This window comes from Psychroflexus sp. MBR-150, assembly GCF_053628795.1.
In genome coordinates this window covers 53,253-79,660 of sequence record NZ_JBRJHB010000014.1, presented here as the reverse complement: position 1 = coordinate 79,660, position 26,408 = coordinate 53,253, and the positions used below count along the sequence as shown (strand labels likewise).

The following is a 26,408-nucleotide window of genomic DNA, read 5'->3' as shown; positions in this document are numbered from 1 at the left end:
GCCATCACAGGATTATTGGTTTAGAGTAGAGTTTATAGAACCTACAACAGGTAGTCCAAGCACTTTTAAATCACATTTTACGTTGAAGCGATAAGTTACTTTAATAAAAATTATAAAAAAACCAGCTTATTACAGCTGGTTTTTTTTGGAGTTAAAAGGGAAGACTAATACTTACTTCAACGTGAGTTCGATATAAATTCCAATAAAATATATTCATATTAAATACAGATATTTAATCATTTGTCACGTTGACAGAGCGAAGCATGAGCGACGAGACATCTCAGTAGGATGAGATTTCTCCTCATTCTTCGTTCAAAATGACAAAATTTGCTTACAAAAAGATATAATCATCTGATTTACAGCTTTCAATAAATCGAACTCACGTTTTTTTAATAAAATTTAAAATACTTTCATTAAGCTCTTTTGAGTGTGTAAAACTTAAACCGTGTGGACCATTTTCAATTAAACTTAGCTTTGCATCTTTAATTATACCTTGTGCCTTTTTTCCTGAAACTTCAAAGGGGACAATTTCATCATTATCTCCGTGAATTATTAAAGTTGGAACATCAAAAGCTTTTAAATCATCTCTAAAATCGGTCATTCCGAAAGCATCTACACAGTCTAAAGTGGCTTTTCTTGAAGCTTGCATGGCTATATTCCAATTGAGTTGAATTTGTGCTTCACTAATTTTATCTTGAAGTTTTTCAAAGTTGACAAAGTTTTTACCAAAATCTTGAAAAAATCCAGCACGGTCTTTTTCTATTCCTTTTTTCATGCTTTCAAAAACAGAAACATCAACAGCATCGGGATTGTCCTTTGTTTCTTTTAAAAAAGGAGTTACGGCACTGATTAAAATAGCTTTATCTACAGCCTCTGAACCATATCTACCAATATAACGGGCAACTTCGCCACCACCCATAGAAAATCCAACTAATATGATATTTTTTAGCTTAAGTTGAACAATCAAGTCTTTTAAATCGCAGGCTAGGGTATTATAATCGTATCCTGAAAAAGGTTTTGAACTTTGCCCAAAACCCCTTCGGTCATACACTATAACTCTAAACCCGGCATTGACCAAAGTTTCAATCTGAGTATCCCACATGCGATGGCTTAAAGGCCAACCATGAATTAGAACTATAGGTTGTCCTGAGCCATAATCTTCATAATAAAGATCTATACTGTTACTGTTTTCTTTAGAATTTGTTTTGATATATCCCATAATTATAATTTTTATACAATTTATGTAAAATGTAGAGAGTTTAAAATTTCAAAACCAGATTTAACATTTCTTTCAAGAACTAAAAAACATCTTTTGAATCGTATTGTTCAGAAATTGAAATATCAAAGCTTAATTCAACGTGAGATTAACTTATAAAATTATGTAAATCAGAAAGTCCATATACTAAATGACATATTGTTTTGATAGCAGATAAGTTTTTAGACTAAAGCCTAATTTCAATACTTCCGAAGCTTTGAGATTCTTCGTTTTACTTTGAAAAATCACTCAATTTAATGGCTTAAAAAGTTTAAACTTTAAACCGAACTGTCGTTAATTCATACAATTAAATAATATATTTGTCAAAAATAAAAAAATATGTTTCATTCCATTATTTGGGATCCGCCTATTGGTATTGACTTAGGTTTTTTTACGATTCGATTTTACAGCTTGATGTTTCTCGTAGCTTTTATTTCTGGATGGTATTTAATGAAAGCTATTTATAAACGCGAGGGTTTGTCAATGGATAAATTAGACAAAGTTTTGATTTATACCGTCGTTGGCACATTATTGGGTGCAAGGTTAGGTCATGTGATTTTTTATCAGCCTGAATTATTTGCCCAAGATTTTTTGTCTGTATTCTTACCGTTTCAATTTGTGCCGACTTTTAAGTTTACAGGCTTTGCGGGTTTAGCCAGTCACGGTGCAGCAATAGGAATATTTATCGCCATGTATTTTTATTCAAAAAAAGTGCTTCAAAAAAATATTTTTTGGGTCTTAGATCGCATTGTTATTCCTGTTTCCTTTGGTGGCGTTTTTGTAAGAATAGGTAATTTTTTAAATTCTGAAATTATTGGTAAACCTACTCATTCTGATTATGGTGTGGTTTTTAAAAAACTCGGCGAAGATTTTGCTCGCCATCCTTCACAATTGTATGAATCTGGCTGCTATCTATTACTTTTTTTCTTTCTATACTATTTGTATTGGAAAACTAATATTTCAAAAAAATTAGGTATGCTGTTTGGGATTTTCTTTACATTATTGTGGTCTATTCGATTTATCGTTGAATTCTCAAAAGAGCCACAAGTTGCCGAACGTGCCGATTGGATGTTTAATACAGGGCAACTTTTGAGTTTACCTTTGATAGTAATTGGTATTGTGATAATGTATGTGAGTCAACTTAAAGCCAAATCTAATGAAGATATTCAAGCTTAATATTTTATTCGTTTTACTCTTAGTTTTTGCTTGTAAAAATGAAAAGCCTAAATCGGTAAAACCTATTAAAATCACCTTTGAAAAAGAAGGAGAACTCTATTTTCTGAAAAAAAATGATACGATTAAAACTATAGATATTGAGTTGGCCGAAAGTGACTACGAACAACAAACAGGTTTGATGCACAGGTCTTCTATGGAAATGAATCAAGGGATGTTGTTTGTTTATAATAACGAACGTCCTCGACCAACATTTTATATGAAAAACACCCAAATTCCTTTAGACTTGATTTATATCAATGCTGATAAACAGATTGTTGAAATCAATAAAAATGCTCAACCTTATGATGAAACTCCGATTCCTGAAGAACAACCTGCTCAATATGTATTGGAAGTCAATGCGGGATTTGTAGATGAATTTAAGATAAACGATAGCATAACCATAGATTTTAAAACTCTAAAACAATGAAAAAAATATTAGTATTTATTTGTGTTTTGTCAATACTATCTTGTGCCGAATTACAAAGTGTAGCCGATAAAGTTTTGGATGAAAATACACAGATTAGTGAATCTCAAATTGCGGCAGCTTTAAAACAAGCTTTGCAAAACGGTATCGATCATCAAGTTACAAAATTGACGTCTGAAGATGGTTTTTACAAAAATGAAATGGTTAAAATTTTACTGCCCGAAGAACTTCAAAAAGTGGATAACACACTGAGAAAAGTCGGTTTGGGAAATTTAGCCGACGAGGGTTTAAAATTGATGAATCGTGCAGCCGAAGATGCCGTGAAAGAAGCCACACCAATATTTGTAAATGCTGTCAAGCAGATGACTTTTCAAGATGCTAAAAATATACTGATGGGTAACGACCAAGCGGCAACTCAATATCTTCAGCAAAAAACGGAAGACGAGCTTTACCAAAAATTTTATCCCCAAGTTGAGCAATCCTTAGGCAAAGTTGGGGCTGATCAAATTTGGTCAACAGCCATTAATAAATACAACACTTTACCTTTAACTGAAGACGTAGAGCCTAATTTAACTGAATATGTAACTCAACAAGCACTCGAAGGCGTGTTTACAATGATAGCAGTTGAAGAAGCCAAAATTCGAAACGACTTTAACTCAAGAACCACAGATTTACTCAAAAAAGTGTTTGCTCTTCAGGATTGATTTTAATAACCTCTAAGGCTTAGATTTAGACTTTAATAATTCATTTTGCTCTTTTATGAGTTGTTTTAAATCAGAAAGCAGCTCAATATTTTTTGGCGTGATAACGGTTTTATCCTTTTCATTTTCAGATTTTTGTCGTAAACGATTCATCATTTTGACAACAATAAACATAACAAAACCAATAATGATAAAGTTTAATATAACTTCTATCAGCGTTCCATAAGCAATGCTTACCTCGTCAATGATTTTTGTGTTTTCACTGTTTGTGACAGCTTCTCTTAAAATTATTTTTTTGTTGCTAAAATTTATACCACTTGTCAATAGTGATAAAGGCGGAAGAATAATTTGTTTGACTAAAACGTCAACCACTTTATTGAAAGCCATACCGATAATGATACCGATAGCCATATCTATCATATTGCCTTTGACTGCAAATTCTTTAAATTCTTTGATGAGTTTCATGGGTTTAAAATTTAGTTTATGAGTTTAAAGTTCCCCAAATCGGTACAATCTCTTGGTATTTTTGGTATGAGTTTGAAGATTTGAGATATTTAAAAGAAATTTAAAAACTGAGGCTAAATATCGAAAAATGAAATCAAATATCAAAAATCCTAAATCAAAAATCATTGATCAGTTCTCAACCACAGATGGCTCACGTGGTTCACCAACTATATTCACATTGATGATTTTATCGGCTTTGATGAGCTTACGATGACTACTACTTGATAAATTTCGGATATACACTTTTTTGCCGTATTTATGATAACGTTCGGTGAGTTTATTCAATGCTTCAATGGCCGACATATCGGCTACTCGGCTTTCTGTGAAATCTATCATCACTTCATCAGGATCATTCTTGATATCAAACTTAGAATTGAACGCAGAAGTCGAACCAAAAAATAACGGCCCATAAATTTCATAATGTTTCACCCCATCATCATCTATATATTTACGAGCTCTGATGCGTTTAGCGTTATCCCATGCAAAAACCAAAGCCGCAATGATAACCCCGACTACAACGGCAAGTGCTAAATTATGCAAAAATACAGTAACCAAGGTAACCAAAACCATGACTACAATATCAGAAACAGGAAATTTATTAAAGGTTCGCAAACTTGCCCATTCAAAAGTTCCAACAGCTACCATAATCATCAGACCAGTTAAAGCAGCCATTGGAAGTTGCTCAATTAAATTTGATCCAAATAAGACGAAGACCAATAACATAAACGGTTTTAGTGTCTATACCAAAAAGTAAAACTATGCCAAACACAACAAGAATTGCCACTAATGATGCGGGAATGACTTTAGTTAGCTTCGGTAATCCCCAAATAATAAGCATCGTTAATAAGACCAAATCTAAAATAATATAAAGCGATTCACCTGTAAGCCAATTGCCATTAGCATCTTTAAATTGATTGAGCTGTGACATAAAAATGATCACAGCCAAACCGTTTACAAATCCAAATATAACTGGGTGTGGTACTAATCGCATAAGTTTACCGAGTTTAAGTAAACCTGCTAAAAACTGAATGATTCCAGCTAATATTACAGTTGCAAAAATGTATTCCACACCATGGGTTTTGGCTAAAGCTACAATGACAACAGCAATAGCACCAGTAGCACCAGAAATCATACCTGGACGACCACCAAAAATAGTAGTGACCAATCCCATCACAAAAGCAGCGTATAAACCTGTTAATGGAGATATAAGCCAACAATAAGAGCAAAAGCCACAGCTTCAGGCACCAAAGCCAAAGCTACTGTTAATCCCGACAACACTTCGGTTTTGTAGTTTACTTTCTGTTGAAAATCAAAAAGGTGTAAATATTCTCTCATAACTTGCTTAAAAATTAAGCCGGCAAAAATAAGCTTAATTTTCTAAGAAAATAACCTTAATTACTTTAGTTGAAGTTTAAAATTACGATAAACTCAAAGTCAATCAATTCTATCATAATCAAGTTTATTTTGGTATAATTTCATTAATTTCGCAAACTTTAAGAATAAAACAATATTATGGGCAAAAGCTTTCCAGAATATCAAGGCTTAAACTTGGTTGAAACCGCCGATGAAATCTTAGATTATTGGCAAAAACACGAAGTTTTTAAAAAAAGTGTTGAACAAAAGCCAGAAGATAAACCTTTTATCTTTTTTGAAGGACCACCGTCAGCCAATGGCTTACCAGGGATTCACCACGTTATGGCAAGAACCATTAAAGATATTTTTTGCCGTTACAAAACCCAAAAAGGCTATCGCGTTGACCGAAAAGCTGGTTGGGATACACACGGCTTGCCCGTAGAATTGAGCGTAGAAAAAGAACTCGGCATTACTAAAGAAGATATTGGAAATAAGATTTCGGTAGAAGATTACAACGCTGCTTGTAAAAAAACCGTCATGCGTTACACCGATGTCTGGAACGACTTGACCAAAAAGATGGGCTATTGGGTAGATATGAACAATCCATACATCACTTACACGCCAAAATATATGGAAAGCGTTTGGTGGTTATTGGCTCAGATCTATAAAAAAGGCTTGATTTACAAAGGTTATACTATACAACCCTATTCTCCAAAAGCCGGAACAGGACTAAGCTCTCACGAACTTAACCAGCCTGGGACTTATCAAGACGTTTCTGATACTACGGTTACAGCACAGTTTAAGAGCCCGATAAAAAGCCCCCTAACCCCCGAAGGTGGAACTGCTGTTAACTCAGTTGCTAAAGCCTTCGGTTTAAAAGTCTTACCCTTTGGGGAAGATTTAGATGGGGCTTGGGCACATTTTCTCGCTTGGACAACCACACCGTGGACTTTGCCAAGTAATACGGCATTAACTGTTGGTAAAAAAATAGATTATGTTCTTGTGGCAACTTATAATCAATACACTTTTGAGCCTATTTATGTTGTTCTAGCTAAAGATCTTGTGAATAATCAATTTTCAAAAAAATACTTTGAAGTTGAAAATGCAGATGATTTAAAGAATTATACCAAAGAAGATAAAAAGATACCCTATCAAATTATTGCAAATTGTAAAGGCGAAGATTTATTAGAAATCAGGTATGAACAACTTTTGCCTTACGCCAAACCTTTCCATAACCCAGAAAACGCTTTTAGAGTTATCGCTGGAGATTTCGTTACTACTGAAGATGGAACAGGTATTGTCCACACCGCACCGACTTTTGGTGCTGACGATGCCTTGGTGGCTAAACAAGCTCAGCCTGAAGTGCCTGGACTGCTTGTAAAAGACGACAATGATAACCTCGTGCCTTTAGTCGATTTGAAAGGTAAATTTAGACCTGAAATGGGTGAATTTGCAGGGAAATATGTTAAAAATGAATATTATGAAGACGGTAAAGCTCCTGAAAAATCAGTAGATGTTGAATTGGCCATTAAACTTAAAGAAGAAAACAAAGCCTTTAAAGTTGAAAAATATGTTCACTCATATCCCAACTGCTGGCGAACAGATAAACCTATTTTATACTATCCATTAGATTCTTGGTTTATCAAAGTTACGGAGTTTAAAGACAAAATGGTAGAGCTCAACAAAACCATCAATTGGAAACCAAAGTCAACAGGTGAAGGGAGATTTGGTAATTGGTTAGCAAATGCCAATGACTGGAATTTATCGCGTTCACGTTATTGGGGGATTCCACTACCAATCTGGCGAACTGAAGATGGAAAAGAAGAAAAAATTATTGACTCTATATCAACTTTAAAACAAGAAATCAATAAATCAGTTAAAGCAGGTTTTATGTCTGAAAATCCTTTTGCAGATTTTAAAATCGATGACTTTTCAGATGAAAATTATACCGATATCGACATTCATAAAAACATTGTGGATGACATTATCTTAGTTTCAAACCAAGGTCAGCCGATGAAACGTGAAGCCGATTTGATTGATGTTTGGTTTGATTCAGGTTCAATGCCTTATGCACAATGGCATTATCCATTCGAGAAGCCCCCTAAATCCCCCGAGGGTGGACTTTCTGATTCTCCTGGATATCAGACATCGAGAAAGTCTTCTTATCATTTATTAAAAGAAAAAGCTAAAAGCAGAAAAAATAATCCTACACAAGCTGAAGAAGTGTTATGGGAATGTTTAAAAGGAAAGAAACTCGGGGGTTATAAATTCAGAAGAGAACATGTCATTGACGAATATATCGCTGATTTTGTTTGTCTGGATAAAAAATTGATAGTAGAAGTTGATGGTGGATACCATAACGATCCAAAGATTAGAGAAAATGATGAGTTTAGAAGTAAATTCTTAAAAGAGAATTTTGGTTACAACGTCATTAGATTTACAAATGAAGAAGTGCTTGGTAAAATAGATCTTGTCATAGACAAAATCGAAGAAGCACTTATAAAATCCCCCCTTAGGGGGCAAGGGGGCTTTAGTGCCGATTTCATAGCAGAAGGTGTCGACCAAACCCGAGGCTGGTTTTACACACTTCACGCTATAGCTACTATGGTTTTTGAAGATGTGGCTTATAAAAACGTGGTTTCAAATGGATTGGTTTTAGATAAAAACGGCCAAAAGATGTCCAAACGTCTCGGCAATGCGGTTGATCCTTTTGAAACTTTAAAAACTTACGGACCAGATGCTACTCGTTGGTATATGATAAGTAATGCTAACCCTTGGGATAACTTGAAGTTTGACCTGAATGGTATTGGAGAAGTGCAACGTAAATTTTTCGGTACGCTATACAACACGTATTCGTTTTTTACTTTATATGCTAATATTGATAATTTTCAATATAAAGAAAATGATGTTCCACTTGAGCAACGCCCAGAAATAGACCGTTGGATTTTGTCAGAATTACATACCCTAATTCAAGATGTAGATGCGTTTTATGCCGATTATGAACCCACTAAAGCCACACGAGCCATATCTGATTTTGTGCAAGAAAATTTATCGAATTGGTATGTGAGATTAAGCAGAAGACGTTTTTGGAAAGGCGATTACGAGCAGGATAAAATTTCTGCCTACCAAACACTCTTTACGTGTTTATTAGATATTTCAAAGTTAATTGCCCCTGTAGCACCATTTTTTGCTGATAGATTGTATCAAGATTTGACTTCTGTTTTAAATAAAGACGTTCCAGAAAGCGTTCACTTAGCAGATTTTCCGAAATCAAATACTGGTTTTATCAATAAATCTTTAGAGGATAAAATGCATACAGCTCAAGTCATTTCTTCTTTGGTTTTATCCTTGCGAAAAAAAGAGAAAATAAAAGTCAGACAGCCTTTGCAACGCATAATGATACCTGTTTTAGACCAAGATTTTAAAGCTGATGTCGAAGCTGTTGCTGACTTGATCAAGTCTGAAGTCAATGTCAAAACCATCGAATTTATTGATGATACTTCTGATTTGTTAATTAAAAGCGTGAAGCCAAACTTCAAGGTTTTAGGCCCAAAATTTGGAAAGAATATGAAATTTGCGGTTAAAGCTATAAATAAATTTACAAAAGCTGATATTGCTAAAATTGAAAAAGACGGCCAAATAGAAGTTGAAATAAATGGCAAACCTGAAGTGCTAAGCATTGATGAAGTTGAAATTACTTCTGAAGATATTGAAGGTTGGTTAGTGGCTTCTCAAAACAACATTACAGTAGCTTTAGATATTCATATTGATGACAAGCTTAAAAATGAAGGCATTGCCAGAGAACTGGTCAACAGAATTCAAAATTTGCGTAAAGATTCTGATTTGAATGTTACTGACCATATTGAAATCAGCATACAAAAAGATAACAATATCGTAAAAGCTGTGGAAGAAAATTTAACGTATATCAAGAGAGAAACTTTAACTGAAAACATTACTTTCGCAAACCAAATCGAAAACGGTAGAGAAATTGAATTTGATGATGTACATACCGTTATAACTTTAAAAAAGATATAAGAATGACAACAACAACAACAACAAAACAACCCGAACGGTATTCAGATGCTGAACTATTAGAGTTTAAAGAACTGATAGAAAACAAAATAAAAAACGCCGAAAAGCAACTCAATATTTATATTGATGCTTACAAAAATGGCAGTGCAAATGATACAGAAGATACCGCACCAACTTTTAAATCTTTTGACGACGGCAGTAATACGCTAAGTAAAGAAGCTAACTCGCAATTGGCTATTCGTCAAGAAAAATTTATCAGAGATTTAAAAAATGCTTTAGTAAGAATAGAAAATAAATCTTATGGTATTTGCCGTGTGACAGGAAAATTAATCCAGAAAGAAAGATTAAAATTAGTTCCACACGCAACGCTCAGCATCGAAGCTAAAAACCGTCAGAATTAAAGCCTGACCCTGAAATAAATTCAGGGTGACAGTAGATTTCTACTGTCATGCTGAACTCGTTTCAATATGTCATGCTGAACTCGTTTCAGCATCTCTCCATCCACGTCCTGCTGAACTCGTTTCAGTATCACGACACCTAAATCCAAACCCACATGTCCTGCTGAACTTGTTTCAGTATCACGACACCTAAATCCAAACCCACATGTCATGCTGAACTCGTTTCAGTATGTCATGCTGAACTCGTTTCAATATGTCATGCTGAACTTGTTTCAGCATCTCTCCATCCACGTCATGCTGAACTTGTTTCAGTATCACGACACCTAAATCCAAACCCACATGTCCTGCTGAACTCGTTTCAATATGTCATGCTGAACTTGTTTCAGCATCTTTTATTACCTTTGCTTAAATCATAATTTTCATCATAAGTGCCTAAGCGACTTATACATAGGTATTGGGTATATATCATAACAAACAAGCCCAAAGGGACGCTATATATTGGCGTTACAGGAGGTATTGACGATAGAATGGAAAGACATGTAGCTGGTAAAGGTTCTAAGTTTGCTGCAAGGTATAACCTGAATAAATTAGTACATTTAGAAGAATTTCAATATGTCAATGACGCAATAAAACGTGAAAAGCAATTAAAACGCTGGCATAGGCAGTGGAAAATTAATTTGATTGAAAGCACCAATCCAGAATGGAAAGATTTGTGGAAACCTTTAGACCAAGACCAAGACCCTGAAATAAATTCAGGGTGACAGTAGTACTGTCATGCTGAACTCGTTTCAGTATGTCATGCTGAACTCGTTTCAGTATGTCATGCTGAACTCGTTTCAATATGTCATGCTGAACTCGTTTCAGTATGTCATGCTGAACTTGTTTCAGTATCACGACACCTAAATCCAAAGCCACATGTCATGCTGAACTTGTTTCAGTATCACGACACCTAAATCCATACCCACACGTCCTGCTGAACTTGTTTCAACACAGTAAACATCAAAACAGCGACTGCGTAACCGCAAGTCCCATACCAATCAATATACTAATAAACTTCTTAAAGTTAAACTGGTGATCTTTAGAGGTTTCAAACAAAATGGTAGAGGCAATGTGGAGTAGGATTCCTACCACAACGGCTTCAACCCAAATTTTTACTTGACCCAATTCGTTTTCAAAAATGATATGAACAAGACTACCGAGAGGTGTCATCAAAGAAAACAGAGTTAAAAAAACAATCAATTTGGTTTTTGATAAATCAGAATTCAATAAAAAACTACTCACAATAATGGCAACAGGTATTTTATGAACCAAAATGCCAATTAATAAATCTGGATGCGTATGTGTTGGAAAACCTTCAAAAAAAGAGTGAATAGATAAACTTATAAAAAGCAATATTGGAAATGTATTCTCTTTTGGTTGGAAATGTACATGACCATGCTCTGCACCTTTGGAAAAAAACTCTAAAACCAATTGCAATACTATTCCAAATAAAATAAAAAAACCTATTATGCCTTCTTGCTGATAGTAAATTTCGGGTAAAAGACTTACCACAGTAACTGATAGTAAAAATCCACCGCTAAAGGCAAGTAGTAGATCGAGATATTTTGAATGGGCTTTGATTTTTAAAGCTATCAAAAATCCTAAAAATACAGCAATAATAGGAAGGTACAAACTCATCATTGATTAAAAACCAAAATTAAACGTTCTGAAGTTTCAGCATCAAAATCTTCTAAATTATAATTCCCAAACACATGTTTGATATTCAAATTAGCAGCTTTAAAATAAGATTTAAACAGCTTTAGATCAATACATTTTAATCGCTCAGTGTAATCGTGCTTTTGATTGTCAACTTCAAATTGTATGTGTTTAAGAATATAGCCTTTGTCAATCCATTTATGAATTTTAAAATCAATGCCATCAATGGTTTTGGCATCATATTTTTTTAAATGTTTTAAAGTATGATGCACATTCAAAAAATCTATAACACCGAAGGCATCAGGCTTCATATTAGCTTTCATAGCTTTTATGGCGTTGATGTTGTAATCGTCTTTTTCAAAATAACCAAAACTTGTAAAGAGATTAAATACCGCATCATAAGTTTTTCCCATAGGTTGGCACATATCATGGCGTTCAAAATGCAAACCATCGGTTTCAAACTTTTTTGCATAATCTATGTTGTTTTGAGACAAGTCAATCCCTGTAACTCGATAGCCTATTTTATTCAAATAAATGGAGTGACGTCCACGTCCACAAGCCACATCTAAAATATGAGATTGTGGTTTTAGTTTGAGAAAATCAGTCAGTTGAAGCATAAAGTTTTGAGCTTCTTTGTCGTCTCTGTTTTTATATAAAATATGATAATACGGTGTGTCGAACCATGTCGCATACCATTTAGACTCTGTTTGTTTCATAGACTACAAAATTAGCCTATTTTTGTTTCGTAAAATAAAATTATGAGCAATAACTTTAAAATGTTGGCAACAACCCTTTTTGGATTTGAGCCTTTACTCGAACGAGAACTCTTGAAACTCGGTGCTATGGATATTAAACCTGGCATAAGAAATGTAAGTTTTGTGGGAGACAAGGGTTTTATGTATAAAGCGAATCTCAGTTTGAGAACAGCCTTGAGCATTTTAAAGCCAATAAAATCTTTTAAATTTCACACCGAAGACGAATTTTATCACAGATTGTATGAATTCAATTGGTCAACTGTTATGGCGGTTGACAAAACTTTTATGGTGTCTGCTACGACTCATCAGTCAATATTTAACAACTCACAGTTTGTAGGCTTGCGTACTAAAGATGCTATTGTAGATTTTTTTAGAAATAAAACTGGAAAACGCCCTGATGTTTCTACTGATAATCCACAGATGATTTTTAATGTGCACATCAACAAAAATACTTGTACTCTTAGCTTAGATAGCTCAGGCGATAAATTGTTTAAACGCGGTTATCGAACAGCGACAAATATAGCCCCAATAAATGAAGTTTTGGCTGCTGGATTATTGTTGCATTCGGGTTGGGACGGTCAATCTGATTTTATGGATCCTATGTGTGGTAGCGGTACTATTTTGATTGAAGCCGCAATGATAGCTTGTCAAATTCCACCAAATCTTAATCGGAGAAGCTTTGGATTTATGCATTGGCAAGATTGGGATGAAGATTTGTATGAAGTGATTATGAATTCGGTTTTAAAAAAAATCAGACCGTTTCATTTTAAAATTAAAGGGATTGATAAAGCACCTTCTGCTGTGAGAAAAGCCCAAGATAATGTTGATAAAGCCAACTTGAGTGAGTTTATCAGCATTCATCACGATGACTTTTTTTCAACTTCAAAAGGAGATGAACGGCCTTTGCATATGTTGTTCAATCCTCCGTACGGCAACCGATTAGATGTCAACCCTGAGTTGTTTTACAAAACTTTAGGGCAAGTTCTAAGAGAAAATTACAAAAACACAAAGGTGTGTTTTATCACTACAGATGAAGATGCACCTCGGTATTTGAATCTTAAAGGCTCAAAACCTATCAAAGTTTTTAATGGCGGAATAGAGGCGAAGTTGTATCAATTTTTGGTGTATTGATGTTTGTATTTCAAGTGAGTTTGAGTTAATATTATATTGTCTTCAAGTTGATTGATTTTTTGAAGTCATATGATGAATCCCTAAAAATCTGATTATCGAAATTAGAATCTATATTGAAATTATACTTGTCATTGATGTGGTTTCAATTTAACTTTTTTTACCCGATTTCAGGTTATTTAAACATTTCAACCGACCATATTTCCTCTGTTGAAGTGTTTGGTTTTAGAATTTTCAACCCTTTTTTATGATTAAAACTATCTGAAAATCCTGTCATGGGTTCCAAAGCTATTTTGCTTTCATTTGGCGGAGTATAGATTTGAAAAAATTTTAAATCTGAAGACGTTTTAATATAAATTTTATGACTTCCATTATCAAATTCAATTTTGTTATTGTTTAAAATAAAACAATCATCAAGTTGTTTGTTTTTAAGAAAAAAAGGTTGTTCTATTTTTTGCTCTAAAATTTTTGTAGGTATCATTTTACTGTCAGTCAATACAATTTGATTAGAATTAAATTTTAATAGAGCTTTATCAAAATTTTTTATACAAAAATATGGATGCCAACCTAAAGTAAAAGGCAAATCTGTAGATCCTGTATTTTTAATATTGACTTTTAACAAAAGTCTGTGTTTTGATAATGTGTAAGTTAGCATAATTTTAAAAGAAAAAGGATAAGCCTTGGGAGGATGATTTTCTATATATTCCAGTTGGGCTTCTACTGTTTTATCAGTTGTTTTTGTGTTGACTAATTCAAACTTTTTGTTAAAAACCAATCCATGAATAGCATTGTTTTTATCAATCTCATTACAAGTCAAATTATAAGTAGTATGATTAAAACTATAAACCCCGTTTTTTATTCTATTAGCAAACGGAAACAAAATAGCCGATGCAAAACTTTGCTCGTAAGTATTGTTTTTTAAATCACTGATTATCTGTTTGTTATCAAAAATTAAAGATTTAAGTCTTCCACCTTCATTATCTAAACTTATAACGGCTTTGTGGTTATGAGCGTGAATCAACTCTATTAATCTGTCATTTTTTTCTATTCGATTCAATGCTACAAATTTTATGGTTAATTGTTTTTCCTTAAAAGTCTATATTTTTATAACTCAAAATGTAAATATAATATTAATTAAATTTAAGTTTCACTTCTTCGATAAAGGTTAGTTTATATAATAATAAAATGTCAATAAACAGCTTGTTTATCAATTATATTTTAATAATTATTTAGTATAAAAACCCTTTTATTGAATATCCTATATTTTTAAATTTTGTATATTTGTTGTAATATTTTATGTTATGGAGAAAACTTTACAACAAGATAGTTCATTATCCTTTGAAGACTTTCAAAAACAAGTTTTAGAAGATTATAAAATTGCTGTAACCAGTAGAGAATGCAGTCTATTAGGACGAAGAGAGGTGCTTACAGGCAAAGCTAAATTTGGGATTTTTGGCGATGGCAAAGAAGTACCACAAATTGCTTGGGCTAAGGCTTTCAAAAACGGAGATTGGCGCTCAGGTTATTATCGCGACCAAACTTTTATGATGGCCATTGGAGACTTGACTATCCAAGAGTTTTTTGCTGGTTTGTATGCCAATACAGATATCAAACAAGAGCCTATGTCTGGTGGACGGCAAATGGGCGGTCATTTTATGAGTCACAGTTTAGATGAAAATGGTGCATGGAAAAACCTTACAAAACAAAAAAATTCAAGCCCTGATATTTCACCAACTGCTGGACAAATGCCACGATTGCTTGGGTTGGCTCAAGCCTCTCAAGTCTATCGTGCCGTAAAAAACATAAATGCTGATAAATTTTCAGTTAAAGGCAACGAAATTGCTTGGGGAACCATTGGAAATGCCAGTACCAGCGAAGGCTTATTTTGGGAAACTTTTAATGCCGCTGGCGTGATGCAAGTGCCAATGGTCATAAGTGTTTGGGATGACGATTATGGAATTTCTGTGCATGCCAAACATCAAACTACTAAAGAAAATATCTCTGAAATTCTCAAAGGTTTTCAAAAAGAAGAAGATAGCAATGGCTATGAAATTTTAGTGGTTAAAGGTTGGGATTATGTAGAATTGATTGAGACTTATCAAAAAGCCGAAACCATAGCCAGAGAACAGCATGTCCCTGTTCTAATTCATGTCGTTGAATTAACTCAACCTCAAGGGCATTCTACTTCGGGTTCACACGAACGTTATAAGTCTGAAGAACGATTGAAATGGGAGCGTGAATACGATTGTAATGCCCAAATGAGACAATGGATGATTTCAAATGGCATCGCTACTGAAGAGGATTTGAATGAGCTAGAAAAAGATATCAAAAGCGAAGTCAGAAAAGGTAAACAAGCCGCATGGAAAGCTTTTGGCGAAAGAGCAAAAACAGCAAGCCAAGAACTGATATCTATTCTAAATAAGGTTGTAAAATCCTCTGAAAATACTTCGTTTATCAAACCAATTATAGACAAATTAAAATCTAATGACGAACCTTTAAAATCTATTGTAATCGCTTCAGCAAGAAAAGTTTTACGATATATAAGACACGAGCAGTTTCAAGCTAAAGATGAGCTTATCCAATGGATTGAAAACTTTTCTAATGAAGTTAAACCCGATTACAGTAGCCACTTATATAGTCAGTCTCAATGGAGAGCAACTAATATTGAAGCAATCACACCTGAATATGACGATGATGCCAAAGAAGTTGATGGAAGAATAATTTTACGAGATAATTTTGATAAAATATTTGAAACCATTCCAGAAGCTTTGGTTTTTGGTGAAGATTCTGGAGAAATTGGCGATGTCAATCAAGGTCTTGAAGGACTTCAAAAAAAATACGGAAAAATTCGTGTTTCTGATACAGGCATCCGCGAAGCTACTATTTTGGGTCAAGGTATTGGTCTGGCATTGAGAGGTTTGCGTCCCATTGCTGAAATTCAATATTTAGATTATTTGCTCTACGCCATACAAACTATGAGTGATGATTTAGCAACCATCCATTATCGCTCTAAAGGCAAACAAAAAGCACCATTGATTGTAAGAACACGCGGTCATCGCTTAGAAGGAATTTGGCACAGTGGTTCGCCAATGGGCGGTATTTTGAACCTTGTCAGAGGTATAAACGTTCTCGTGCCTCGAAATATGACACAAGCTGCTGGATTTTACAACACCATTTTAGAAAGCGATGAACCTGCTTTAATTATAGAATGCCTGAATGGTTACCGACTTAAAGAAAAAATGCCAACAAACCTCGGTGAATTTAAAACCCCTGTTGGTGTTGTAGAAACATTAAAAGAAGGACAAGACATCACTTTAGTATCTTATGGCTCAACGCTCAGACTTGTGCAACAAGCTGCTAAAGAATTACAAGAAGTTGACATTGATGCTGAAATAATTGATGTGCAATCCTTGTTACCGTTTGACTTAAACCACGACATCGTGAAAAGTGTTCAAAAAACTAATCGTTTATTGGTCATTGACGAGGATGTTCCAGGTGGTGCATCATCTTACATTTTGCAAAATATTATTGAAAAACAAAATGCATATCGCTACTTAGATAGTCAACCACAAACATTAACATCTTACGCTCATCGCCCAGCTTATGGCACAGATGGCGACTATTTTTCAAAACCTTCAACTGAAGATATTTTTGAAAAAGTTTACGCCATAATGCACGAGTTTAAACCTGAAAAATACCCTGAACTGTATTAAATAATTATAAATTGAAACCCGATAAAAAAGCGTCACATCAAGTGATATAGACGGTAAGGTCGGTATTGTATCAAGATGTTGGCATAACACCTTTTATAACCCAAATTCAATATTTAAATGCCTGACTACTTTTCTTCAAACTTTAAACTCGGTATCCTTGGTGGCGGTCAACTTGGCAAAATGTTATTGTATGAAACGCGAAAATTTGATATCCAAACCAAAGTATTAGACCCAAGCAGTGAAGCACCTTGTAAAATAGCTTGCAACGAATTTGTTGTAGGTGATTTGATGAATTATGATACGGTTTTAAATTTCGCAAAAGATGTTGATGTTTTAACCATTGAAATAGAAAATGTAAATGTTGATGCTTTAGAAACGCTTGAAAATCAAGGCAAAAAAGTTTATCCATCAGCTAAAACTTTGAAATTAATTCGAGATAAAGGCATTCAAAAAGAATTTTATCAGCAAAATAAAATCCCAACTTCACCTTTTAAATGCTATCAAACTCAATCTGAAATTGAAGAAGATTACAAGAATGATAAGTTTCAATTACCAATCGTTTGGAAAAGCCGTACTGGTGGTTATGACGGTCGAGGTGTGAGTATTTTAAAAAATAAAGAAGACATCAAAGCTTTGCCCGACACACCTTGTTTGTTAGAGCAAAAAATCAATTTTAAAAATGAATTAGCAGTCATTGTTGCACGCTCAGTAAGCGGTGAAATCAAAACTTATCCAGTAGTTGAAATGGAATTTCATCCAACGGCTAATCAAGTAGAGTATGTGATTTGCCCTGCAAGAATAAGTGATGAGGTTTCAAATCAAGCTCAGGAAGTTGCGAGGAAAGTTTCTAATGCTTTTCAACACGTAGGTTTGCTGTCGGTTGAATTATTTCAAACTCAAGAGGATAAAATTTTAGTTAACGAAGTTGCACCACGACCGCATAATTCAGGACATTATAGTATTGAAGGTGCTTATACCAATCAATTTGAGCAACATCTTAGAGCTATTTTAGACTTGCCACTCGGAAATACCGACTCTAAAGTTGGAGCGGTTATGGTCAATCTTGTAGGCGATGAAAACCATGAAGGTGATGTTTATTATAAAAATATCGACAAGATTTTAGCATTAAAAGGCGTCGTTCCACACATTTACGGTAAAACTCAAACCCGACCATTTCGCAAAATGGGGCATATCACTATAGTTGATAAAGATATAGATGTGGCTCGTCAAATGGCAGAACAGGTTAAAAATTGGATAAAAGTGATTTCTAAAGATTAAAAGAATTAATTTACTTCAATTGATAAATCATTTGATTGAGATGTGTCATTTATCATTCATATTCCAACCCAACAATCGCTCTGATTTTATCTAAAGTTTTTATGAGTTCTAAAGAAAACTCAAAAGGCATCAACGGACTTTCGGTGAAGCCTTGCTCTAAACACTCTTGAACGTGGGCAATTTCAAAATGATAGCCTTTGGCTTGATAGTTGAAATCTCTATCTATTGTTTTATCATTTGTTACGATACTGAGCTTATCGGTTTCGTGAAAACGCGGTCCTAATTTTATTTTTGCTTTTTCAAATTCAATGAAAGCAAAATTTTCTCTCGTTTGATCAAAACTGCAAAACAAGTCAGCTTTTACATTATTGTTGTATTCAAAAACTATTTTAGTTTCTAAATCGACACCAGTAGTTGATAGTTTGCTTTCTGCTGAAATATGGTTTGGTTTTCCGAGGAGTTTTAAAGCCAAATAAACAGGATAAATCCCAATATCCAACAAAGATCCACCGCCTAATTTGGGATTAAATAAACGTTTATTTGGGTCAAAAGGGGCTTTAAAACAAAACTCAGCTTGAATATTTTTAATGTTTCCGTAAGTTTTTTTATCTTGAAATTCTTTTATGGTTTTAATCGTCGGCATAAAATTAGTCCATAAAGCTTCCATCAAAAACACGTGGTTGTCTTGAGCCGTGCGAATCATGTCTTCAACTTCATTGTGATTCATCGCAAAAGCTTTTTCACACAATACGGCTTTGCCTGATTTTAAAACGGCAATAGTATTGGCTTTGTGAAAAACATGTGGTGTGGCAATATAAACCACGTCAATATCGGGGTCTTTAATCAATTGTTCATAACTGCCATAGGCTTTTGAGGCTTTGTGCTTTGTGGCAAATTCGTCAGCTTTGTTTTGTGTGCGTGAACCTACGGCGTAAAGTTCTGCATTTTTAACCGTTTGTAGGTCATTTGCAAATTTATGAGCAATTTTTCCTAAGCCTAAAATGCCCCATTTATAAGTTTTCATAATTTTCGGTTTAGAGTTTGAATAGCTAAAGCGATGCCGATTACCAATGCACAACCAAACAAATTTAGCCATAAATATGGCATAATGTCAAAATAATATCCAACAATCACAATGATTTGAGTGATAATCGCTGCCCAAAAAGTCGCTACGGATTTGACATATTTGATGAAAAATGCCAAGAGAAAAATACCCAAAACATTGCCATAAAATATAGAACCTATAATGTTGACTAATTCAATTAAGTTGTCAAACAACGGGGCAAGACAAGCCACAGTAATAGCAATAATGCCCCAAAGTAATGTAAAAAGCTTTGAAATATTCACAAAATGCATATCGGTTTTAGTTGTTTTGACATTTCTTTTATACAAGTCTATCGCCGTGGTTGAGGCTAAAGCGTTTAATTCAGAGGCTGTTGAAGACATCGCCGCTGAGAGAATGGCAGCTAAAAGCAAACCAATCAAACCACGCGGTAAATTGTTGAGTATGAAATGGATAAAAACATAATCTGTGTCATTGGTTTCTACAGTATCATCTGCTTGCTTAATGACAGCTTTAGCATTTTCTCTTAATTCTTTTTCGTTAACATTGGCTTGAGCCAGTTGAGTTTTAAGATTTTCAAATTGAGCATCTGTAATATCTTTAGAATTCATTTGTGCAAAAAGCGTTTTTTTATGCTCAAAATTTTGCTCTAACTTGTTGTTGATATGTTGATAATCGGTTTTGTATTCACTTTCATTAACCGCATTTTCGGCTGCAGGATTAAAATTGAGCGGTGCGGTATTGAATTGATAAAAGACAAAAACCATAATACCAACCAGTAGAATAAAAAACTGCATCGGCACTTTAAGCAAGCCATTAAACAGCATTCCAATCTGACTTTGCTTAACCGATTTGGCGGTTAAATACCGTTGAACTTGACTTTGGTCTGTGCCAAAATAGGAGAGTGCCAAAAAAGTTCCACCGATCAATCCACTCCAAACGGTGTAACGTTGATTGAAATCAAAATCAAAATTTAAGATTTCCATTTTGCCACTCGAGGAAGCAATTTCTAAGGCATTATTAAAATTGATGTTTTCTGGTAGATAACTTAAAATCACAAAAAAAGCAATGATCATTCCAGAAAAAATCACAGCCATCTGTTGTTTTTGAGTAACGCTAACTGCCCGTGTGCCACCTGAAACGGTATAAATAATCACCAAAATCCCGATGATGATATTGAGCGTAAATAAATCCCAACCCAAAACGGCTGAAAGAATAATAGCTGGGGCAAAAATGGTTATACCAGCCGAAAGTCCTCGTTGTGTTAGAAAGAGCAAAGCTGTGAGCGTTCGTGTTTTTTTGTCAAAACGGCTTTCGAGATATTCATAAGCGGTGTAAACTTTTAATCGATGATAGATAGGAATAAAAAACATACAAATAATCACCATCGCAATAGGCAAACCAAAGTAAAACTGAACAAAACCCATTCCATCATCATAGGCTTGACCAGGCGTAGATAAAAAAGTAATAGCACTGGCTTGTGTGGCCATTACTGATATTCCAACGGTCCACCAACGGGCATCATTATCACTTTTTATATAGTCTTGAACGTTTTGGCTTTTTTTGGTTTTATATGTGCCATATATCACTATAAAAGCAATACTGACAACCATCACAATGATATCTATATAATGCATACTTTAGTTTAAAGCGGTCATCAGCCAATACATCAAAAGAATGTAAACAAGATTAGCCACTAAAACAATGGTATAAAACCGTTTCCACCGATATGACTTGGGCTTATTCATTAGAGTTGATTGATAGCAAATTAGATAATAATCTGAACGCACCTGGAACACCTGCGGGCAATTGTCTAAAAAGACTTAAACCCGTGTAAATATAGTAACCATCACCATATTGAGCAACAAGTAAACTACCTTTTGTAGGCTTGTCGTCGTAGTCTTGAATTTTTAAAATGGGTTGAAAAGCTTTGTCCCATTGGTCTGGAAAATATAAACCACGCTCTTGAACCCAACCGTCAAAGTCTTCTGCTGTGATTTGATTGGGGTAATTCAGCACTTTATGATTTTTATCAATAAACTGAACTTCAGCTGTTTCGTCAGTCACTCTGTTTCGAGATAAATTTAATTTTAAGGGTGAAATTTTATCAGTCAATAAACCATAGGTTGTGGTGTATTGCGTGATTAGAGTTCCGCCTTGCTTGACATAATCAAATAAAATTTCATTTTTTGTGATAAGCTGTTCTTCGGTATCAAAAGCTCTGATGCCTAAAATGATGGCGTCAAAATGTTTTAAATTTTCAGGCATGTAAATCTTTTTTAAATCAATCATTTCAACATTGTAACCAAGGCTTTTTAGATTATCTGGAATCTTGTCGCCAGCACCTTTGATGTATCCGATATTTTTTACACCTGGATTGATTTTGATGTTCACCAAAGCACTTTTAGCTTCCTGTGCATAAACTTGTTTGGGAATATGATTGTATTCTAAAGTTTTAACGTGTTTAGAAAACGTTTCGTCATTAGATTGAACTAGAATTTTAGCATCAACTTTTTCAGTGTTTTTAGGCGGTGTGATTTTAAAATCAAAAGTTTTAGTTTCATCTAATTCAGTCAATTTGACATCATAATATTGAGGTTCAACTTTCCAAGATTTTGGTAAATCTAAACTCACTTTACCATTAAAAGATTTGGTGTAAGATTTTATTTGAATTCTAAAATTATTTGAATTTCCATTTTTGAAAATCGCTACTTCTTTTAAAGGTTTAATAGATATTTTTGGCAGAATTTCAAAATTTTCAAATACTTCTCCATTAATGGGATTATTGTATTTATAAACCACATCAGAATAAAAAGTAATATCTGTGTTTTCTATTTCGAGATTATACTTCAACTGATAAGGATTTGGTGTTTCGGGCAAACCTATTAAATTGGGGTTTGTAACTTGATAAAGTCCTTTTTTTGGCGGTAAATTTAGCCAATAGGGTAAAGTGTTTTTATTGTCAATATCGACATTAAAAGTCTTGTAAATCGCTTGGTTGTTTTTTAATGTTGTTTTGTTTGAAAACAAACTTTCTGAATCCATTTTAATATCTAAGAGTTTGACATCAATTGGACTGCGGTTGATAATTTCTGTATTGACTTTAATATTTTCATTTGAGTTTGCATAAGCATTTTCGCTGATACTTTCAATATATAAACCAAGACAAGCCTTGATAATGGATTTGATTTGCTGAGTTTTAATGCGTTTCCAGTGTTCATTATCAAGTTTTTGGATGAGTTGATAAGTCTTTACTAAATCTGGCACGCTTTGGAAAGGTTTAGAAAAATCGTAATTAGCGATAATCTTTTCAACAAGTTGTTGTATAGGTTGGCCACCTTTAACGCGATTCCAAGACGTATCAACGCCTTCAAAAATATTTTGATTATCAGGCAAATCACCTTTGATGATCTCGAGATATTCTAATTGTTCTCCGCGTCTTGGCGTGTTGCCAAACGCTTGAGATTTGTGTTGACTTCGGCTAAGAGCAGCAATTTCAGAATTAGACAAACCCAAATCGGGATAATATTCGCCAATATCAAACGACATTAGATTAGGTTTATCAGCTTTTTTAAAAGCTTTTTGACTGCCATAAAACCACCACGAGGTGTTAAAAAACAAACGTTTGGCTTGCCAAGTTTGAGTAGATTTTAATTGGTTTTTAAATTGATTTGAATCTGCTGCCAAATCAAAAGCTTCCATACTCAACATTGCCGAAGCCGTATGATGACCGTGCGTGGTGCCTGGAGTGCGGTGGTCGAAACGGTTGATTATAACATCGGGTTTTATGTTTCTTATCGTCCAAACCATATCGTGAAGTATGCTGTCTTTATTCCAGATATTGAGTGTTTCTTCTGGCGATTTAGAATAGCCAAAATCAATGGCTCGAGTAAAGCGTTGTTGACCGCCATCAATGGAACGTGCTTTGAGCAACTCTTGCGTGCGGATAAGTCCCAAAGCTTCTTTTAAGTCAGAGCCTAAAAGATTTTGACCGCCGTCGCCACGTGTAAGTGCGAGATAATAAGTTTGAGCGTGAACTTTATTAGAAAAATAAGAGATTAATCTGGTATTTTCATCGTCAGGATGTGCAGCAACGTAAAGAACTGTGCCGAGAAAGTTTAGACCTTTTAAGTCTCTATAAATTTCTACAGCGTTTGGTTTAGATGGCGACTGAGCTGAAAGAAATGAAAAATGACAACACAACAGAAGAAACCAAAACCGTATTTGCATAAAATTTTTAGTTTCAAATATAATAGCTTTAGTCGAGTTGGATTGATGTTTAGGTTTCTTTAACTTTATCAGGTCTGAACTAAAAATGAATTGCAGTAAAATATTTAATTTTTATTCAAATTTACATTCATACCATCAAACTTCAGCAGAAAGACTTTATAAAAAAAGCATTATCAATGTTTATATCAAAGATGCCTTTGATTATACACAATCTAAAAATTTGTTTAGAAATATACTACTTGAAGAAAAATTTATCAAGTGCTTTTTTAATTCTTTATAATTATAAACCGAAAAATTTGAAGAATTATCTATTTATCTGCCATAACAGGTTGAGAAATATACTCATTTTTTTCTGGCATATTAAATTTTGGTTTTTTACAAGTACTTTGTGAACAATTATTGCAACTAAATTTAAGTAAAATTGCATTGATGAGAAGTAAAATTGATAAAATTATTATCCAATACATAGTTTGGTTTTACTCAATAGAGTTAAAAAAGAAAGAATAGTTGCGTCTAAAACCAAAAAAAAATACAAAATTTTATAATCAGTATTTTTATTCTTAACGGTTTAAACTGTTTTATATTTTATGGTTAATTGGTTTCATTCAGCAATATTGAGCCATTCTTTAATTTTTTCCCAATATTATATTTTGAAAATAGATGTTAAAAAATGTTTTTGTTTTTAGATGTTTTTAAAATCGATTTAAATTGCTTGATATATAAATTCAAACTTTTTGCGTTTTTTTAAAACCATTGGTAAGCATAACGGCAATCTCAATTTTCTTATACAAAAATAGGCTTGATTATTTGAGTTCCAACAAATTGATTAATCCATTTTAAATCTTTTCTCAGATTGATTTCAACAAGGATGATTAAAATATTCAATTTAACATTTTGTATGGCTTATGATTTAAATTCTTCGATGGCAAAGCTTAAATCATAAACTTCTGCATTTGGTTTTGCTTTGTTTAATATGGTATAACCAGTAGCACTTCTGTAGCCAGCAGCACAATGAACTACAATAGGTTTGTCTGTGGCAATGTCTTGTGCAGATGCTCTTAGCTTGTCAAGCGGATAATGTAGTGCATTTTCAAAAATCATTCCTTGTTTTGTTTCGCTTTCATTTCTGATATCAATAACTGTATATTTATCAGTGTTTGACTTGAAGTAATCAAGGTCTAAATTCAGGTCTTTTTTAAGATTTTTATCATCTAAAGTCACAACAGATAGAATCTGACTTTCATATCCAATTTTTGCTACTCGCTCTAAAATATTTTGATAGTTTTCAACACTTTGGATTACAATGTGAAATTTTTCGTTGGGTTCTATTACTGAGCCTAACCAAGTCTCAAATTTATCATTTTCGCTACGTGCCATGATGTTGACACTGTTAGGTAAATGACCTGATTTAAAAACATCTTCATTTCGCACATCAACAACTAAAGCATCATCTTCTATACGATTCACTTTTAAACGAAGCGGTATAGACCACACATTTTTCATAAAATCATCAGCTCCAGCTTTGTTTAATTCAACATTAAAACCAAAATAACTTGGCACAAAAGGTTGATCAGATAATAATTCTTCTACAAAATGTTCTTTTGTTTGTTTTTTAAAAGCCCAATTAGTAATACGTTCGTTACCTAAGGTGGTATAAGGTTTGTTGCTCATATTTTTTCCACATAAGCTTCCAGCACCATGAGCTGGATATACAATAACGTCATCATCTAACGGATTAAATTTATTTTGAATGCTGTGATACATATCTTTAGCCAAGGAAATTCTAGTGGCTTTCATATCACCTGAATTTTCTCTGAGGTCGGGGCGTCCTACATTGCCAACAAATAAAGTGTCACCTGAAAACAAAACTTGCTTATGCGTCTGTGTATCTTTAGTGAGAACACAAATACTATCTGGCGAATGTCCTGGCGTATTGATTGCTGAAAAATTAACGTGATTTAAATTAAATTCATCGCCATCATCAAAAGTTTCATGAGGATAATCTGCGTTTAAAAATTTACTAACGTATATTTTAGCACCTGTTTCCTTGTGAATTTGTAAATGGCTACTTACAAAATCAGCATGGGGATGAGTTTCTATAACTGCTACAATTTTAGCCTTGTGCTGCTCTGCAAATTTGTAGTAGGGTAGTGGATTTCTACTCGGATCCACCAAGGCAATCAAATCTCCACAAACTATTGCATAAGAATAATGAGAAAGACTATAATCTTTAAATTGTTCAATGTGCATTTTAAAAAATTTTACTACAAATTTACAAAGCTTTGAATAAAATAGGTTTTATTGGTGATAAAAAATGACTCTAATCAATTAAAAATTTGATAAATGCGTGAGTTCGGTTATGTTTAGGCTAAGCAAGAATAGGTCAATTCAAATGCTTTTTTCAACCAAAACACTTGTTTTTGATAGTATTTGTTGCATTATCTTTAGCATATGTTAGGCCTTGATTTGATAATCATATAACCTACCTGATATAGCTAAATATTGGTTTGGTTTTCGTGAAGCTCATCCGATGTTTTAAGTGCTTTTACAGTCTTTATACTTTTCATGACTTTTTAAAAAAAAATTAATATTTATAATTGATTTATTTCATAGACCTAATAAACTATAATTTGTAGTTTTGAATAATTATAAACATTTCTAATT

18 protein-coding genes and 1 pseudogene are annotated in these 26,408 nt (G+C 33.7%); 9 read left to right on the top strand and 10 right to left on the bottom strand.

What is annotated here, in order from left to right:
- Positions 1–379: 379 nt before the first annotated feature.
- Positions 380–1,219, bottom strand: coding sequence for an alpha/beta fold hydrolase (locus tag ACSSV5_RS08980; RefSeq protein ID WP_211066421.1), 840 nt, complete (start codon positions 1,217–1,219; stop codon positions 380–382).
- A gap of 375 nt (positions 1,220–1,594) precedes the next feature.
- On the opposite strand from ACSSV5_RS08980, the gene lgt reads away from it, so the two are divergent.
- The 3 genes from lgt to ACSSV5_RS08965 are packed head-to-tail and all read left to right on the top strand — an operon-like array spanning position 1,595 to position 3,598.
- Complete coding sequence (gene lgt / locus ACSSV5_RS08975) at positions 1,595–2,431, top strand: prolipoprotein diacylglyceryl transferase (protein ID WP_454245601.1); 837 nt, start codon at positions 1,595–1,597, stop codon at positions 2,429–2,431.
- Complete coding sequence (locus tag ACSSV5_RS08970) at positions 2,412–2,897, top strand: DUF192 domain-containing protein (protein WP_454245600.1); 486 nt, start codon at positions 2,412–2,414, stop codon at positions 2,895–2,897. Before lgt ends, ACSSV5_RS08970 begins: the two co-directional genes overlap by 20 nt.
- Entirely contained in the window at positions 2,894–3,598 is a 705-nt protein-coding gene (locus ACSSV5_RS08965; protein ID WP_454245599.1) for a DUF4197 domain-containing protein, read from the top strand. Before ACSSV5_RS08970 ends, ACSSV5_RS08965 begins: the two co-directional genes overlap by 4 nt.
- Positions 3,599–3,610: 12 nt before the next feature.
- Here the strand turns inward: ACSSV5_RS08965 and mscL are convergent, their stop codons facing one another.
- Together mscL and ACSSV5_RS08955 are read right to left on the bottom strand one after the other, a co-directional pair.
- Positions 3,611–4,060, bottom strand: coding sequence for a large conductance mechanosensitive channel protein MscL (mscL, locus tag ACSSV5_RS08960; protein ID WP_454245598.1), 450 nt, complete (start codon positions 4,058–4,060; stop codon positions 3,611–3,613).
- Positions 4,061–4,228: 168 nt separating this feature from the next.
- Positions 4,229–5,434, bottom strand: a pseudogene (locus ACSSV5_RS08955) (SulP family inorganic anion transporter).
- A 177-nt stretch (positions 5,435–5,611) separates the two neighbouring features.
- Here ACSSV5_RS08955 and ACSSV5_RS08950 point away from each other — a divergent pair.
- From ACSSV5_RS08950 to ACSSV5_RS08940, 3 genes are all read left to right on the top strand, one after another.
- Positions 5,612–9,487 carry a class I tRNA ligase family protein gene (locus ACSSV5_RS08950; RefSeq protein WP_454245597.1) on the top strand — a complete coding sequence of 1,292 codons (3,876 nt, stop codon included), beginning with the start codon at positions 5,612–5,614 and terminating at the stop codon, positions 9,485–9,487.
- Between the two features lie 2 nt (positions 9,488–9,489).
- Positions 9,490–9,885, top strand: a complete 396-nt coding sequence (locus ACSSV5_RS08945; protein WP_454245596.1) for a TraR/DksA family transcriptional regulator — start codon at positions 9,490–9,492, stop codon at positions 9,883–9,885.
- Between the two features lie 425 nt (positions 9,886–10,310).
- Positions 10,311–10,643: a GIY-YIG nuclease family protein gene (locus tag ACSSV5_RS08940; RefSeq protein ID WP_454245595.1), complete on the top strand. Its 333-nt coding sequence runs from the start codon at positions 10,311–10,313 to the stop codon at positions 10,641–10,643.
- 238 nt (positions 10,644–10,881) lie between these two features.
- On the opposite strand, the gene ACSSV5_RS08935 is transcribed toward ACSSV5_RS08940, so the two are convergent.
- Together ACSSV5_RS08935 and ACSSV5_RS08930 are read right to left on the bottom strand one after the other, a co-directional pair.
- Positions 10,882–11,562 carry a ZIP family metal transporter gene (locus ACSSV5_RS08935; RefSeq protein ID WP_247653624.1) on the bottom strand — a complete coding sequence of 227 codons (681 nt, stop codon included), beginning with the start codon at positions 11,560–11,562 and terminating at the stop codon, positions 10,882–10,884.
- Positions 11,559–12,293, bottom strand: coding sequence for an SAM-dependent methyltransferase (locus tag ACSSV5_RS08930; RefSeq protein WP_454245594.1), 735 nt, complete (start codon positions 12,291–12,293; stop codon positions 11,559–11,561). Before ACSSV5_RS08930 ends, ACSSV5_RS08935 begins: the two co-directional genes overlap by 4 nt.
- A gap of 42 nt (positions 12,294–12,335) precedes the next feature.
- On the opposite strand from ACSSV5_RS08930, the gene ACSSV5_RS08925 reads away from it, so the two are divergent.
- Complete coding sequence (locus tag ACSSV5_RS08925) at positions 12,336–13,463, top strand: THUMP domain-containing class I SAM-dependent RNA methyltransferase (protein ID WP_454245593.1); 1,128 nt, start codon at positions 12,336–12,338, stop codon at positions 13,461–13,463.
- Positions 13,464–13,635: 172 nt separating this feature from the next.
- On the opposite strand, the gene ACSSV5_RS08920 is transcribed toward ACSSV5_RS08925, so the two are convergent.
- Complete coding sequence (locus tag ACSSV5_RS08920) at positions 13,636–14,517, bottom strand: aldose 1-epimerase (protein ID WP_211066411.1); 882 nt, start codon at positions 14,515–14,517, stop codon at positions 13,636–13,638.
- 244 nt (positions 14,518–14,761) lie between these two features.
- On the opposite strand from ACSSV5_RS08920, the gene ACSSV5_RS08915 reads away from it, so the two are divergent.
- Together ACSSV5_RS08915 and ACSSV5_RS08910 are read left to right on the top strand one after the other, a co-directional pair.
- Complete coding sequence (locus ACSSV5_RS08915; protein ID WP_454245592.1) at positions 14,762–17,173, top strand: alpha-ketoacid dehydrogenase subunit alpha/beta; 2,412 nt, start codon at positions 14,762–14,764, stop codon at positions 17,171–17,173.
- A gap of 117 nt (positions 17,174–17,290) precedes the next feature.
- A complete protein-coding gene (locus tag ACSSV5_RS08910) occupies positions 17,291–18,451 on the top strand; it encodes a 5-(carboxyamino)imidazole ribonucleotide synthase (RefSeq protein WP_454245591.1) in 1,161 nt (386 codons plus the stop codon).
- A 52-nt stretch (positions 18,452–18,503) separates the two neighbouring features.
- Here the strand turns inward: ACSSV5_RS08910 and ACSSV5_RS08905 are convergent, their stop codons facing one another.
- The 4 genes from ACSSV5_RS08905 to ACSSV5_RS08890 form a co-directional block, all read right to left on the bottom strand.
- Entirely contained in the window at positions 18,504–19,475 is a 972-nt protein-coding gene (locus tag ACSSV5_RS08905; RefSeq protein WP_211066408.1) for a Gfo/Idh/MocA family protein, read from the bottom strand.
- Entirely contained in the window at positions 19,472–21,151 is a 1,680-nt protein-coding gene (locus ACSSV5_RS08900) for a sodium:solute symporter (RefSeq protein WP_454245590.1), read from the bottom strand. Before ACSSV5_RS08900 ends, ACSSV5_RS08905 begins: the two co-directional genes overlap by 4 nt.
- 103 nt (positions 21,152–21,254) lie before the next feature.
- Entirely contained in the window at positions 21,255–23,744 is a 2,490-nt protein-coding gene (locus ACSSV5_RS08895) for a PIG-L family deacetylase (protein ID WP_454245589.1), read from the bottom strand.
- A gap of 903 nt (positions 23,745–24,647) precedes the next feature.
- Entirely contained in the window at positions 24,648–25,994 is a 1,347-nt protein-coding gene (locus ACSSV5_RS08890) for an MBL fold metallo-hydrolase (protein WP_454245588.1), read from the bottom strand.
- Positions 25,995–26,408 lie beyond the last annotated feature (414 nt).